This window comes from Streptococcus sp. AS14 (genome assembly GCF_000286495.1).
Lineage (GTDB): Bacteria > Bacillota > Bacilli > Lactobacillales > Streptococcaceae > Streptococcus > Streptococcus sanguinis_P.
The window spans coordinates 42,278-55,622 of the sequence record NZ_ALKI01000010.1; the positions used below are offsets into that span (position 1 = coordinate 42,278).

The 13,345-nt window shown below is 41.6% G+C and carries 14 protein-coding genes; 9 read left to right on the plus strand and 5 right to left on the minus strand.

Annotation, left to right across the window (positions count from 1 at the left end):
• The first annotated feature begins 11 nt into the window (after positions 1–11).
• The 6 genes from HMPREF1150_RS07595 (at position 12) to HMPREF1150_RS07570 (ending at position 4,218) form a co-directional block, all read left to right on the plus strand.
• Positions 12–938 carry a hypothetical protein gene (locus tag HMPREF1150_RS07595; RefSeq protein WP_009659516.1) on the plus strand — a complete coding sequence of 309 codons (927 nt, stop codon included), beginning with the start codon at positions 12–14 and terminating at the stop codon, positions 936–938.
• 192 nt (positions 939–1,130) lie between these two features.
• Positions 1,131–1,820: a YjjG family noncanonical pyrimidine nucleotidase gene (locus HMPREF1150_RS07590; RefSeq protein WP_032905407.1), complete on the plus strand. Its 690-nt coding sequence runs from the start codon at positions 1,131–1,133 to the stop codon at positions 1,818–1,820.
• Positions 1,821–1,996: 176 nt separating this feature from the next.
• Positions 1,997–2,269: a 30S ribosomal protein S16 gene (gene rpsP, locus HMPREF1150_RS07585; RefSeq protein WP_002895310.1), complete on the plus strand. Its 273-nt coding sequence runs from the start codon at positions 1,997–1,999 to the stop codon at positions 2,267–2,269.
• Positions 2,270–2,288: 19 nt separating this feature from the next.
• Positions 2,289–2,528 carry an RNA-binding protein KphA gene (kphA, locus tag HMPREF1150_RS07580; RefSeq protein WP_002895313.1) on the plus strand — a complete coding sequence of 80 codons (240 nt, stop codon included), beginning with the start codon at positions 2,289–2,291 and terminating at the stop codon, positions 2,526–2,528.
• A gap of 238 nt (positions 2,529–2,766) precedes the next feature.
• Positions 2,767–3,315, plus strand: coding sequence for a putative immunity protein (locus tag HMPREF1150_RS07575; protein ID WP_032905410.1), 549 nt, complete (start codon positions 2,767–2,769; stop codon positions 3,313–3,315).
• A gap of 15 nt (positions 3,316–3,330) precedes the next feature.
• The gene (locus HMPREF1150_RS07570; RefSeq protein ID WP_009659481.1) at positions 3,331–4,218 is read left to right on the plus strand and encodes an alpha/beta fold hydrolase; all 888 of its coding nucleotides are present in this window, start codon (positions 3,331–3,333) and stop codon (positions 4,216–4,218) included.
• Here HMPREF1150_RS07570 and HMPREF1150_RS0111155 read toward each other — a convergent pair.
• Together HMPREF1150_RS0111155 and HMPREF1150_RS07565 are read right to left on the minus strand one after the other, a co-directional pair.
• Positions 4,126–4,758: a VOC family protein gene (locus HMPREF1150_RS0111155; RefSeq protein WP_232212192.1), complete on the minus strand. Its 633-nt coding sequence runs from the start codon at positions 4,756–4,758 to the stop codon at positions 4,126–4,128. The genes HMPREF1150_RS07570 and HMPREF1150_RS0111155 overlap by 93 nt on opposite strands.
• A 147-nt stretch (positions 4,759–4,905) precedes the next feature.
• Positions 4,906–5,364: a hypothetical protein gene (locus tag HMPREF1150_RS07565; RefSeq protein WP_009659483.1), complete on the minus strand. Its 459-nt coding sequence runs from the start codon at positions 5,362–5,364 to the stop codon at positions 4,906–4,908.
• 197 nt (positions 5,365–5,561) lie between these two features.
• Here HMPREF1150_RS07565 and rimM point away from each other — a divergent pair, with 197 nt between their 5' ends.
• From rimM to HMPREF1150_RS07550, 3 genes are all read left to right on the plus strand, one after another.
• Positions 5,562–6,080, plus strand: coding sequence for a ribosome maturation factor RimM (rimM, locus tag HMPREF1150_RS07560; protein WP_002895323.1), 519 nt, complete (start codon positions 5,562–5,564; stop codon positions 6,078–6,080).
• A complete protein-coding gene (gene trmD / locus HMPREF1150_RS07555) occupies positions 6,070–6,792 on the plus strand; it encodes a tRNA (guanosine(37)-N1)-methyltransferase TrmD (RefSeq protein ID WP_009659498.1) in 723 nt (240 codons plus the stop codon). The genes rimM and trmD overlap by 11 nt, the downstream gene beginning before the upstream one ends.
• A gap of 190 nt (positions 6,793–6,982) precedes the next feature.
• A complete protein-coding gene (locus tag HMPREF1150_RS07550; RefSeq protein WP_032905408.1) occupies positions 6,983–9,544 on the plus strand; it encodes a CAP domain-containing protein in 2,562 nt (853 codons plus the stop codon).
• 164 nt (positions 9,545–9,708) lie between these two features.
• Here HMPREF1150_RS07550 and HMPREF1150_RS07545 read toward each other — a convergent pair whose 3' ends face one another.
• From HMPREF1150_RS07545 to HMPREF1150_RS07535, 3 genes are all read right to left on the minus strand, one after another.
• Positions 9,709–10,545 (minus strand): sugar ABC transporter permease, encoded by an 837-nt coding sequence (locus HMPREF1150_RS07545; RefSeq protein WP_002897450.1) that lies wholly within the window; start codon positions 10,543–10,545, stop codon positions 9,709–9,711.
• A complete protein-coding gene (locus tag HMPREF1150_RS07540; protein WP_002915026.1) occupies positions 10,545–11,903 on the minus strand; it encodes a carbohydrate ABC transporter permease in 1,359 nt (452 codons plus the stop codon). The genes HMPREF1150_RS07545 and HMPREF1150_RS07540 overlap by 1 nt, the downstream gene beginning before the upstream one ends.
• A gap of 80 nt (positions 11,904–11,983) precedes the next feature.
• A complete protein-coding gene (locus HMPREF1150_RS07535) occupies positions 11,984–13,240 on the minus strand; it encodes an extracellular solute-binding protein (protein ID WP_009659491.1) in 1,257 nt (418 codons plus the stop codon).
• Positions 13,241–13,345: the final 105 nt, after the last annotated feature.

Here is a 13,345-nt window from a genome sequence, read left to right on the forward strand (position 1 = left end):
AGGATGATGCTATGCAGATGTATTTTGGGGACGTTTCTCTTTGTTATACATATTCACTTGCGATGGCGCTACATTCGTATGGTTATGATGTTCGCCCTGAGTTTTTGGAAGCCATTATGGTGATGGGAAATGGCGCTAGTATTGTAAAGGAAGATGAAAAACACCCCTTAGTCTTCTTTGATAATGGGATGCCAGATAGTTCTATCAGCCATTCTTTAAACATTCTGGGTTTTACATATGATGAATACTATATAAAGGATTCAAATGATGTGGATCTTCTCTCTATCAGAAAAATGTTAAATAAGTTCTTGCTCAGGGGACCAGTTGTTCTTGGGCCTTTGGACATGGGTTATCTCACTTATAATCCCAATCATATCCATTTGTATGGGGTGGACCATTTTGTTTCAGTTTATGATCTAGATGATGAGTTTATCTATTTCCATGATCCAGCAGGTTTTGCTTGTATGAAAATGACTTTCTCAGAATTTTCAAAAGCCTGGGAAGCTAAAAATATCGACTATAAAAGAGGTTCTTTCTCCATGTGGGGAAACTTTAAAAAAATCAAATCTCCTACTTCCAAAGAGATTTACCAGAAAACATCTATGTTGATGAAGCAACAATATGAACGTGGCGAGGAGAATGTGATCGAAAGATATGCTAAGTCGGTAGCGGACAATGGCTTGAATGAAGAACAAAAACATCTTCATCAATACTTTAGTTTCAAATTAGCTTCTATCAGAAATCTATACATGAGCAACTTCTTAAAAGACCACGATACGGTCAAATCTGAACTAAAAGAAAATTTAGCAAAATTGTTCGGCCAAGCTCATCTATGTTGTATCAAGGAAGATTACCAGAAACTATCAGAAGTCTTGTTTGATATTGCAGCACTAGATAATAAATTTAGAGATTTGTGCCTTCGCAATAAAGTAGAGTAGAAGAAGTGGGAAAAACGAAAATGCTGTTTGGTAATGTAGCAGGATCGAAACAAGAGCCACCAGACTATCAAATGGCTCTCTGGATACCAGTGGTGAAATAGATTAGAAACCAGCCGTTCGTTTTTGAGCGGCTGATTTTTTGGTGGCTTGTGGTATAATGAAGCTACTACAGTTACAGAAAGGATTTCAACCTTGTCATACAAATTTCTACTATTCGACCTTGACCATACGTTACTGGATTTTGATACGGCTGAAGATATTGCCTTGACTCATTTTTTGGAGGAGCAAGGCGTAACGGAGATTCAGACCTACAAAGACTATTATATTCCCATGAACAAGGGGCTTTGGCGGGAACTGGAGCAGGGGAAAATTACCAAGTCGGAGCTAGTCAATACTCGCTTTTCTCGTCTTTTTGCTCATTTTGGCATTGAGAAGGATGGCGCTGAGTTAGCTCTCCTCTATCAACAGCACATTGCACAGCAAGGACAAACCTACGCTGGTGCTAGTGAGCTTTTGGACAGTCTGACAGCAGCTGATTATGAGATTTACGGAGCGACCAATGGCATCACGGCTATTCAGACCGGCCGTATGGCCCATTCCGACATTTCTCCTTATTTTAACCATATTTTCATCTCGGAAAAGATGGGGACTCAGAAGCCCGAAGCTTTGTTTTATGAAAAAATAGCAGAGCAGATACCAGATTTTGACCTGTCTCAGACTTTGATGATTGGAGACTCCTTGACAGCTGATATTGCTGGCGCTAATAATGCCGGATTGGACTCTCTCTGGTACAATCCCAAGCAGCTAGAAAATGAAAGTCTTTTTCAACCGACCTATACCGCCTATTCTTATGAAGACATTATCAGACTCTTGGTTCCATAAGGAGACTGCAAATGAAAAAATATTGTCTTTTTAAACAAGAAAGACTAATCTAAAAAATTTTTAACTCTGTCAAGAAAAAAACTTGACAGCTGTTTTTAATCTGCTATAATAGAACATGTGCTTAATAGCTCTGCTATTTCACCAAAAGAAAAAAATAAAGAAAAGAGACCTTAATAATGGCAGTAAAAATCCGTTTGACTCGTATGGGTTCTAAGAAAAAACCTTTCTACCGTATCAATGTTGCAGACTCACGTTCACCTCGTGACGGACGTTTCATCGAAACAGTTGGTACTTACAACCCACTTGTAGCTGAAAACCAAGTGACTTTGAAAGAAGACCGTATCCTTGAGTGGTTGGGTAATGGTGCACAACCTTCTGATACTGTACGCAACATCCTTTCAAAAGAAGGCGTATTGAAGAAATTCCACGATTCAAAATACTCTAAATAATAGAAGTGTAGGTTGACATATGGACACGATTGAAAATCTAATTATTGCGATAGTGAAACCTTTGATTTCACAGCCAGATGCCTTAACTATCAAGATTGAGGATACACCTGAATTTTTAGAATATCACCTGGATCTTGATCAGAGTGATGTTGGACGTGTAATCGGTCGTAAAGGTCGTACTATTTCCGCTATAAGGACGATTGTTTACTCTGTCCCAACTGAATACAAAAAAGTTCGCATCGTTATTGATGAGAAATAAGAAGAACGGGACCAGTGCGTCTCGTTTTTTTCTATTTCTCTTAGCGAGCTGAGTACGCGGATCTCAAGTGAGCTTAGAGAAATTGATGCCCAGCTAAGCGTGGGTACAAGGCTCTTAATGAAACAAGCCGTTAGGCGCAGTTGAATTTTGGGAAATTGATGCAGTTCGAGCGTATGTGAGAACTATCTAGCTTAGATTTTTCAACGAGGAAAGCGAGATGCGTGGAAACGGAGGAAATATGAAGTCAGAAGATTTCGCTTGGAACGCCCATGAACGAGAGTGTTATGAGAATGGACAAGTGAGTCTACCCAGCCCTTACAAGATCAAGATTCTTGATTATGGTCAAAAAAGATTGAAACTGGAGCAAATCTTGGTTCAGCTTCCTCAGAAGCAGCTTGCTCAATGGGCAATGGAACGTGCCACTCGATTTATAGCTCTGATAGATATTGGTGACGATCTTAAAAAACAGCAAATCTTGACTCAAGTTCAGGAAGTGTTTGAGGCGCGACTTGAGGATAAAGTTTCTGCCTATGAGCTGAGAAAGGCTGGTTTCTTAGCTCAGCAGCTGTCGCAGCAAGCCAAATCACCAGTTAGTAAGTATGCCGCGCGTGTCTTTGCCCAAGCGGTTGCAACAGCCCACATGCGAGGTCATGCCATTGTCTCGGCTGATTATGCAGTGAAAGTAATAAATCTGCAGAGTCCAGATGATATGAAAGCAGTTATCAGCGAAAGAAAACAACAGATTCGATTGGCCAAAGAATGGCAGAAATGTATAAATGAGCTGTAGAATGGAGGCAATAGGATGGACCATATCGAAAGAACCGATGCTAAGATATTCTATCGGATAGAAGGGCGAGGTCATAAAGAAATAATCGTGCTCTTGCATGGTCTGAGTGCTGACTCGGGCATGTTTCAGCCTCAGATAGATTTTTTTAAGGATCGCTATCAGGTTATTGCGCCTGACCTACGTGGAAATGGGCAATCAAGCCAGCTTACTTGTCAGGCGGATCAGGTTCTAGATATACAGGCAGCAGATGTGTTGGCGATTTTGGAAAAAGAAGGTATCAGCGAAGCCATTATCGGAGGGACTTCCTATGGCGGTATCTTAACCATGCACCTCATGACTCAAAATCCGCAAATCTTTAAGGGAGCTCTCTTGTGCGATACTTTTTGTGCGACGGATTTGTCGCCAATGATGAACTCTCTGGCTCAACTTACGGCTCCTTTGGTGAAATACTCATGGTTTATGAAGCTATCAACCTTGCCAATTTATAAACGCTGGCCTTTAGCTCGCTCTTATTTTGTTGATTTATTCGACCGGATGCGACCTGAGGAGTCTGTTTTGCAGCGCAGGGCAATTGAAGCCATTGATTATCGTGCTGCCTTGGGTAAGTGCAAGATTCCTACACTTTTGCTGGCGGGAGATTTTTCAGGAAAATTAGTCCAAATGATGAAAACAACCAAGGAACATCTGAGGCTTGCTCAGGATCTTGTCATTGCTGATTCGTTTGATCCGTCGAATCTATGCCAACCAGCCAAGTTTAATGCTTTGGTGGAGGAATTTGCTGAGCAGATTTTTGGAGAACGCCTGACACCTCTAATCCTGTCGATTGAAAATAACCTCTACGATGCCATTTTCGTTTTCGTCTTCAAGAATCTCAAGAGTCTGGTCTTGAACCAGCTCTTTTAGTATCTTAGCCTGAGCTGAGGAAATCTTAAATACAATTTTCTTAATTCCCTTGATGCCATTTGGGTGGGTGAAGTTCTGAGGTTTGGGGTCAATGCTGAAATAAGTCATAAGAAAAGTAAAGCTTGTTTCATGTGGAAAGAAGCAGCGATATCGTAGCTCACGATTTTTTGTATCTATCCGTTTGAGATTGTTGAGAAGCAAGCCCTTGATGCCTCTCTTAGCAAGAAATTTAACTTCCTCATCCAAGTCGCCAGAATCTTTTTCAATACACAGTCCCTGCCAGCCTTCCTCACATTCATCCCAGTAGAAAAAGCGCTCCAGATTTTTAGGTCTGCCAAATAGTTTAGCTATGATTTTGGCTATTACAGGAATACCTGTATTTTCCTGGAGCTCAATATAGGGGCCTTGACTAAAGTATATCAAGGCGTTGTTTGGTTTTTCCCTTCTGCCGTATTCGACGACAAGACCCTTTGCTTCCCATTCCTTGACCGCTTCCTGTAAGTTTTTTACCTTGTAAATCAGATGGCCGCTTCTCATCATAGTAGCCCCTCCTTTTCTTATTCTGCCTTTACCTTAGCATAGATTTTTAGGAAAAACAAGATTTACAGTAATATGATACATTTTTAGGAATAGAAAATGACCGAGATAGAAACTCGGCCAATGAGTAAGCGTTGTTTTAGGAATTTATCACCCTAGAATCTCAGCAATAGCATCTCGAATCTCCTGAACGGTTGCGGATTTGCTATGGTCACTGGTATCGAACTCGATGTATTGACCATCAGCGTTAATAGTTCCCCCGACAGGACCTTCGGATCCATCCACAGATGTTCCGAAGGCTGGTGACAAACTTTTATCCACATCATCAGTATCAATAACTATGATGCGAGTATTGGACTCGAGATCATCTATCATTGGAAGAGATGATGCGGAGGTCATGTTCTGACTAGCATAGTATTCTAGAAAAGCCTTGATGGTTGGATTGTTAATTTGAGCAATTTTTTCATCAAGGGCTGAGAGATTTCTAGTTTCTCTCGTTTCATTTTCCATTGCTTGGCCCTTTTTGACCTGGGTCAAAGCAGTCAGACTGGCAGCTGTTGTGGCTAGAAGAGCAGTAGAGAGCAGAAGTTTACTTAACTTTTTTCCCATAGGTATCACACCTTCTTTCTAGTTTTGCGTAAACACACTCGGGTGTTTATAGTGTTAAAGCTCTATATGTATAATTATACGTTAAACAGCAATTTTAATCAAATAAATATAGGCAAGGGAAATCCCTCTTATCTCCCTTGTACATTCCCCTATATCATGATAAAATACTAGGCAGAGTATAATATGTTGGAGTCGAGATGAATTATTTTAATGTTGGAAAAATCGTCAATACGCAAGGTCTTCAAGGTGAGATGCGGGTTTTGTCAGTGACGGATTTTGCAGAAGAGCGTTTTAAAAAAGGCAATACTCTTGCCCTGTTTGACAAGAAAGATCAGTTTGTCATGGATGTGGAGATTGCTAGTCATCGCAAGGTTAAGAACTTTGATATTATCAAGTTTAAGGGGATGTACCACATCAATGACATTGAGAAATTTCGTGATTTTACTCTGAAGGTCCGAGAGGAAGACTTGACGGACTTGGAAGACGGGGAATTTTACTATCATGAAATCATCGGCCTTGAAGTCTATGAAAATGACATTCTTCTTGGTACGATTAAGGAAATTCTGCAGCCAGGAGCCAATGATGTCTGGGTGGTCAAACGCAAAGGCAAGCGCGACTTGCTTCTGCCTTACATTCCGCCAGTGGTGCTGGGGATTGACATTGAGCAAGGTCGGGTTGATGTAGAGATACCGGAAGGACTGGACGATGAAAATTGATATTTTGACTCTCTTTCCGGAGATGTTTGCGCCCTTGGAGCACTCTATTGTAGGAAAAGCGCGGGAAAAAGGCCTCTTAGAAATCAACTACCACAATTTCCGAGAAAATGCAGAAAAATCGCGGCATGTAGACGACGAGCCTTACGGCGGAGGCCAGGGTATGCTGCTACGGGCCCAACCTATTTTTGATGCCTATGATGCCATTAAAAAGCAGCAACCGCGTGTGATTTTGCTGGATCCTGCTGGTCGGACTTTTGACCAAGCCTATGCTGAGGAGCTAGCTAAAGAAGAAGAGCTCATTTTCATTTGTGGTCATTACGAAGGCTATGATGAGCGGATCAAGACTTTAGTGACAGACGAAATCTCGCTTGGGGACTATGTTCTTACTGGGGGAGAATTAGCAGCTATGACCATGATTGACGCTACCGTTCGCCTGATTCCAGAGGTTATTGGCAAGGAAGCCAGTCATACAGATGATAGTTTTTCGTCTGGGCTCTTGGAGTATCCTCAGTACACTCGGCCCTATGACTATCGGGGTATGGTTGTTCCTGAAGTCCTTATGAGTGGCCATCATGAAAACATCCGCAAGTGGCGTCTCTATGAAAGTCTGAAAAAGACCTATCTAAGACGTCCAGACTTGCTGGAACACTATGAAATGACGGCCGAAGAAGAAGCAATGTTAGAAGAAATTCGACAAGCTCAATCGAACTGACAAGCAAAATTAACTCTTAGAAAGGATCTAGGAGTTTTTGCTTTATTCGATACAGAAATGCTCATTTTTGTTGGAAAAACCAGCTTATTTTTCTAATAAAACATTTTTGTAACTAAAATGTAATAAAAAAACTATTAAAAGGATACGTTTACTACTAGTTAATACTAGCGTTTTGTGATAGTATATTACTATGTGGGCTGCTATACCCAGGGTAATTATAGTATGTGAGATTATAAAAAGGAGATTGATTATGGAAAAGAAAATAGGCAAGTCTGTTGTAGCGACTGGTATCGCAGCTACAACTATTATTTCTGGTGGACTGACCCATCAAGTGCACGCGGATGAGTTGGTTGAATCAACTGTAACAGCTCCACAAGCGACTGAAGTAACTGGAAAACCGGTGACAGCAGCAGATGTAGCTGTTGCCCAAGAAAATGCTGAAGCTGCTAAAGCTAAACTCGATGAGCAAAGATCGATAGTAGATACTGCTAAAACAGAAGCTGAAGATGCAAAAACTAGCGTGAAAGTGGCTGAAGCCGCTGTTGAGAATGCTAAAGAAATACAGGCAGAAGCAACAGAAGAAAATGTTGCTAAAGCGGAGACAGAAGCAAAAACAGCAGAGCAAGAGGTTAGCGCGAAAGATGCTGCTGTTCGAGAAGCAGCGGCTAAAGCTGTCAAGGCAGACCAAGCTGTTAAAGATCAAGCAAATACTATTAAGGCGAGTCAATCTCTGGTAGATGTTGCAGAGACTGAATTGAAACAAGCTAAAACACCACTTAACTCAGAAGAGCAAGCTGTAGCAACTGCTAAGAGCCAGCAAAGTCAAGCACAGACTGCTTTAGACAATGCAAAGTCTGAACTGACGAAGGCAGAGCAAGCAGCGTCTTCTGCTCCACAAGTGCAGGCTGATATTCAGAATAAAATCAATCAGGCAAAGGCATCTTTGAGCCAAACCAATCAAGCTATCAGCTCGCTTGAAGGACAGATTCCAGCTGCTGAGAAAGCAGCAGCAACAGCTCCTGTTGACCTTCACAATACGACTTATTCTCAATTTTTAGAAAATGTTCGTAACAATGCGGCTAATCAAGAAATTCGTGATGCTGCCAACAATGCACTTGCAGTTTACCAACGAGGACAAAATGAATTTGGTATCTCAGTTAATTCTGATCCAACCAGTCCAGCTAGTCTAGAAAATAACCTTCAAGCTTTGGAGTTGGTGAAGGCAATTAATGCTTACCGTCGTAACGCTGGCTTACAAGAGTTGTTGGTTGATCCGTATGCGAATGTGGCCAGCCAGATTCAGACTATCTACTTTGAGCGTAATAACTGGCACATGGGCAAACTGATTGGCAATGAAAATGTAGCGATTAGTTTTGACCCACAAGGAGCTGTCAATTTCTGGCATAAAGAAAAAGAAGAGTATCAAAAGATTGCGGCGCAATATGGACTGCCTACTGATGAAACTCAGATTGATGCTAATGCTATCTACATGAGAGTTGGGGCTGGTGTATTTGCTAAAATTGGCCACTATGTGCAGATGATGGACAATAAAGCTAATGCTATCTCAGCAGCTTATGATAAACATCCAAACCAATGGGGCACACCTCATGGTACATCCGAGGTTGGTTTCCATCACATTAGCAACTTTGACCAACGTGTTAATAACGGTACTCTATTGACTGTTGCGGCTATGGAGCAGTTGTTGCGTGCTGGTGGTGGTCGTTCTGCAGGTTCTAACGCAAATGTTACAGCACTTAAGAATCAATTAGCTGAACTTAAGGCTCAAAAAGTCGGTCAGGAATCAGCTATCAATATCCTTAATGCTCAATTAGCTGATGCTCAAAAGGCTGCGGCAGCTCAAATTGCAGCAGTTGAAGCAGCTCGCCAGAAGGTAGCGACTGCTGAAAATAATTTAGCTTTGACCAAGCAGAATGTTGCTCTCAAGCAAGAAGCTCTTGACAGAGCAACAGCTAAGATTGCAGCAAGTTTGGCTCCATACCAAACTAACTTGAGCAATGCTCAGGCAGTTCTAGCGGCAGCTAAGGATAAGTTGGCAGAACTTCAGTCAGCTCAAGAAGCTGCGAAAGCTAGTTTGACAACTGCTCAAGAGGACTTGCTGTCTGCTCAAAAAACATTAGCAGCGGCTAAAAAGAAAGTTATTGACCTTCAAAATGCTCCTCAGTTACTTGCAGAAGCAGAGCGGGAATTGGCAGAAGCGCAGCTTGATTATGAAGCTAAACAAGCAATCTTAAATCAAGAGACTGCAACTTTAGCTGTTCTTGAGGAATCCTACAACAGTCTTCAAGCGAATTATGAAACTCTCTTGAATATCTTGAATCAAGCATCACTCCTATATGGAAATGCTCTGAATAGCAACTATCGCTCAGGTGAAGATAAACAGACTCTAACAGCCGTAAAAGGCGGAGCTGCTGGTCCAGGTGCAGAGGATGAATCTAAGAAAGATTCAGATGCTAAGACTGCAGAAGTTCATGCGAACACTCGTGAAGTCAAAGGAGCAACTACAGGTGCTGTTCAAGCGGCAGGTGAAGGATTAATTGCTGATTTTGTTGTAAATCCTGCAGCTCAGCTTGCTAGCGTGGCTACGACAGCTGATAAGGCTCCAACAGTTCCTGCTATTCTGCCAAATACTGGCTCAGAAGCAGAACGCCTTGCAATTTTTGGTATGGCACTTGGTGCAGCTGCCTTTTTGGGAACCAACAAGCGCCGTCGCAGAGACGAAGATTATAATTAATGAAATAAAAAATGAGACTGGAATGATTTCCAGACTCATTTTTTTGTCCAAGCTAATAAGCAATCTCATATAAAAAGGGATGAGGAGTTAAGTTCCACATTTTCTAAGAAAGATAAAAACTTCCGATTTAAATTGTCGGAAGTTTTCAATATACATAATAGATTTTATTTGACTGCTCCGCCTGTTACACCTTCTACGTAGTATTTCTGCATGAAGATGAAGAGAAGAGTGATTGGGATAGCGATGATAATCGCTCCAGATGTAAAAGGTAGGAACCATTTATTGATGGCGTCCTTATTAAGCATTTGGAAAAGTCCTAAAGCAACTGTGTATTTTTCCTTGACATCGCCTAGGATGACAGAGGCAAAGATGAAATCAACCCAAGGTCCCATGAAAGCCATAAGCGCTGTATAAACGATAATCGGTTTTGAAAGCGGCAATGTAATAGTCCGGAAGATTTGGAAGCGAGTCGCTCCGTCGATCATAGCGGATTCGTCCAAAGAATATGGGATAGTATCAAAGAAACCTTTAGCAATATAGAAACCTAGAGCAGCCCCAGCTGAATAAACCAGAATCAGTGAAGTCAGGGTTTGTGTCAAATTGAGTGCTTTCAAGATGTAGTAAACCGCAATCATAGACATGAAGCCTGGGAACATGTTAAGAACCAAAGCCAGCTTGAGGAAACGGTTTTTATGCTTGAATTTGATACGGCTGAGTGAGTAAGCCATACCCACAGTAATCAAAGTAGACAGGATGCAGGTCGCTGTCGCAACAATCAGGGTATTCATAAACCACTGAACAAAAGGATAAGTGTTGTTATTAAATAGTCTGATATAGTTGTCAAGAGTATAAGTCTTAGGGAAGAAGTAAGGGACTGCATTAGAACCTTCACCACGGAAGCTGGTCAGAAAAATCCAGATAATCGGCGTTAGCCAGATGAGTGCTAAAACAGCCAGTAAGACATAAATCCCTAATAAACTGAGTTTTTTTCTATTTTTCATTATTTAGCAGTTCCTTCCTTGAATGATGCGGATCTAGTATAAGCTAAGAGACTGAAGGCTGCAGAGATTGCAAAGATCAGGATACCGATAACAGATGCTAGATTATAGTCCTTGGCAGAAACAGTCAGTTTATAGAGCCAGGTAACCAAGAGGTCAGTTGAGCCTGCCTGATAGTAGGAAGAGTTAGTAGGTCCACCGCCTGTCAGGAAGTAGATGACGTTGAAGTTGTTGATGTTTCCGATAAACTGCTGGATGAGTGATGGCGCCATAATCAAGAGAATTTGAGGGAAAGTGATGCTCTTGAAGATTTGAAGCTTGCTAGCTCCATCAATCTCAGCAGCTTCGATTTGCTCGCTAGGTAGGTTCATGATAATCCCAGTCGCTACCAGCATGGTAAATGGAATACCAATCCACATATTGACAAGGATGATTGAGAACTTAGCCCAAACAGGGTCACTCAAGAATGGAATTGGATGCTGAATGAGATGAAGACTTTGCAATAATCCGTTCAAAGGCCCATTGTCATTCAGGAAATTACGCATCAAGAGCAGGGACACGAATTGCGGTACAGCAATAGTGATAACGAAGAGTGTCCGCCAAACTTTCTTGTACTTGAGACCTTTGGTATTGAGCAAGAGAGCTAAAACGATACCGAAGAAGAAAGTAGTAGCTGTTGCAGCAACCGCCCAAATCAAGGTCCAGCCTAAAAGTGGGAAGAAGGTGCTAGCCATACGACCTGAGAAAACATCACCAAAGCTGGAGAAGCCAACCCAGTCAAAGAGTGACTTAGGAGCTGGATGCTTATGGTCAAAGTTAGTAAAGGCCAAACAGATCATATAGATCAGAGGCAAGATGGTAAAGAGCAGTACTCCGATAAGAGGAATACTCATTAGGCCCATGTGAAAGCGGCCGTCAGCCAACGTCTTAAAGTCCTCAACGAAGTTGGGAATCTTCTGGCCTGACTGCTTGAGAGCCATCAAATGACGAGCACTTTTCAGATTACACCAGTAGATATAGGCGAATACTGCACAGAAGATGAGAGAAGCAAGTCCAAAAATCAGCATCAGCATAGAGTTGTCACCCGCTACTTGAACGGTGATTTCCAAGCCGTTAACTTTTTTGATAGCTTCTCCTTGCTCTTGAGTTCCCAATGTAATCATGCCGCCAATAGCTGGTATGATTTGGACTGCAAAAGCAATCAGGAAAGCAATTTCTGAGAAGAGGAAGAGCAGCCCCTTGATAAATTGTTTGTTTACAAGGTTGCTCAGTCCCATTACCAGAAAAGAGAGTTTGACATCCCATGTTCCCTCTTTAAAGATCTGAACCATGGATGCATTGTCATAGGATGACTGAGTCATAGTATTCTCCTTATATTTACAAAGAAAGAAGTGAGGAGGCTGCCCCCTCACTTCAATGCTTATTTAAATTTGCTTGAGTATTATTTAGCTGCTGCTAAATCTTTATCAAACTGTTGTAATTTTGCGAGGTATTGATCTTCACCAAATTTACCGTTGTAAGCATCGCTGAGGATTGCAGCACTTTCAGTCCAGAAGACAGACATTTGGCTAAGTTTAGGCATAACTGTTGTGTAGGTATCAGAAGATCCCATTGTGATAACAGCTTGTGCCAAGGCATCTTTCTTAACATCTTCAGACTCTTGCACTTCTTTGTTAGCAGGGATGATGTGACGTCCTTCAAACTTGAATTGGTTTTCTTGGCTTTCTTTGCTAGTAAGCACTTGAGCCAGTTTGTAGCTTGCTGCGATACGGTCAGTGTCGCCGTTTGAAGGTGTTTGGTTAACTGCGTAAAGTTTTACACCGAGGAAGGCTTTTTGTTGAACGTCTTGTCCACCGATGTTAACAGTTGGGTAAACAGAGATACCAAGGTTGTCTTTGCCGACAGCTTTTTCAGCAGCTGCGTAGTCCCATGGACCTGATTGGAAAGCGTCAACTGAACCATCTTCAAATTTAGCAAGAAGGTTAGAAGCATCTACGTTTACAAAACCGCTGTTATTCTTTTGAGCTGCGATGAACTTCAGAACGTTGACACCGGCTTCGTTACCCCAGTTTGTTCCGTCTACTTGCTCACCATCTTTACCAAAGAGAGTGTCGCCAACAGAAAGGAAGAGTGGAGCAGTGATGTATCCATTAGCCTCTTTCAAGTTTCCACCAAATTTAGCTTTAGAAGTGATGGTTTCATAAGACTTAACATCATCAGCGGAAAGCTTTGATTTGTTATAGTAGGTTACTTGTGATTCGATACCGTATGGGAAAGCATAAGTTTTGCCTTTGTATTGAGCACCAATTGCTGCTTGTTCAGTATCGTTTTTCTTGACTTCTTCTGCCATTTTAGAAGGAACTTCTTGAATAGCTCCAGCTTCAACTAATTTACCAAGTTGGTCGTGTGGCAGAGAGAAAACATCAGCAGCAGTACTAGCATCTTTTGTCAGATTTTCCTGAGCGTTTGGATCTTCCATTTCGACTACATCAACCTTGTAGCCTGATTCTTTCTCAAACTTGCTAACTGTATCAGAGTAAGAATCTTTAGCACCAGTTGGTACCCAAAGTTTCAAGGTCTTGCTATCAGCTTTAGAAGAAGAACTCTCCTTGCTACTGTTCGAGCTACAAGCTGCTAACAGTGTTCCTGCAGCCAGCAAGCTGACACTGCCCAATACTACTTTTTTCCATGTTTTCATTCCTATTTCCTCCCGGAATTTTTATTTACAATCCTATTATGCAACCGTTTGCAATTTTTGTCAAGTCTTTTTTGAAAAATTTTTTAAAAATATATTAATTTTTCT

What these genes read in the sequence shown, in the direction of transcription:
- rimM (WP_002895323.1), top strand. Translation starts at nt 5,562, where the DNA reads ATGAATTATTTTAATGTTGGAAAAATCGTCAATACGCAAGGTCTTCAA.
- HMPREF1150_RS07550 (WP_032905408.1), top strand. Translation starts at nt 6,983, where the DNA reads ATGTGGGCTGCTATACCCAGGGTAATTATAGTATGTGAGATTATAAAA.
- HMPREF1150_RS07570 (WP_009659481.1), top strand. Translation starts at nt 3,331, where the DNA reads ATGGACCATATCGAAAGAACCGATGCTAAGATATTCTATCGGATAGAA.
- HMPREF1150_RS0111155 (WP_232212192.1), bottom strand. Translation starts at nt 4,758, where the DNA reads ATGATGAGAAGCGGCCATCTGATTTACAAGGTAAAAAACTTACAGGAA.
- HMPREF1150_RS07545 (WP_002897450.1), bottom strand. Translation starts at nt 10,545, where the DNA reads ATGAAAAATAGAAAAAAACTCAGTTTATTAGGGATTTATGTCTTACTG.
- HMPREF1150_RS07535 (WP_009659491.1), bottom strand. Translation starts at nt 13,240, where the DNA reads ATGAAAACATGGAAAAAAGTAGTATTGGGCAGTGTCAGCTTGCTGGCT.
- trmD (WP_009659498.1), top strand. Translation starts at nt 6,070, where the DNA reads ATGAAAATTGATATTTTGACTCTCTTTCCGGAGATGTTTGCGCCCTTG.
- HMPREF1150_RS07595 (WP_009659516.1), top strand. Translation starts at nt 12, where the DNA reads ATGCAGATGTATTTTGGGGACGTTTCTCTTTGTTATACATATTCACTT.
- HMPREF1150_RS07575 (WP_032905410.1), top strand. Translation starts at nt 2,767, where the DNA reads ATGAAGTCAGAAGATTTCGCTTGGAACGCCCATGAACGAGAGTGTTAT.
- kphA (WP_002895313.1), top strand. Translation starts at nt 2,289, where the DNA reads ATGGACACGATTGAAAATCTAATTATTGCGATAGTGAAACCTTTGATT.
- rpsP (WP_002895310.1), top strand. Translation starts at nt 1,997, where the DNA reads ATGGCAGTAAAAATCCGTTTGACTCGTATGGGTTCTAAGAAAAAACCT.
- HMPREF1150_RS07565 (WP_009659483.1), bottom strand. Translation starts at nt 5,364, where the DNA reads ATGGGAAAAAAGTTAAGTAAACTTCTGCTCTCTACTGCTCTTCTAGCC.
- HMPREF1150_RS07540 (WP_002915026.1), bottom strand. Translation starts at nt 11,903, where the DNA reads ATGACTCAGTCATCCTATGACAATGCATCCATGGTTCAGATCTTTAAA.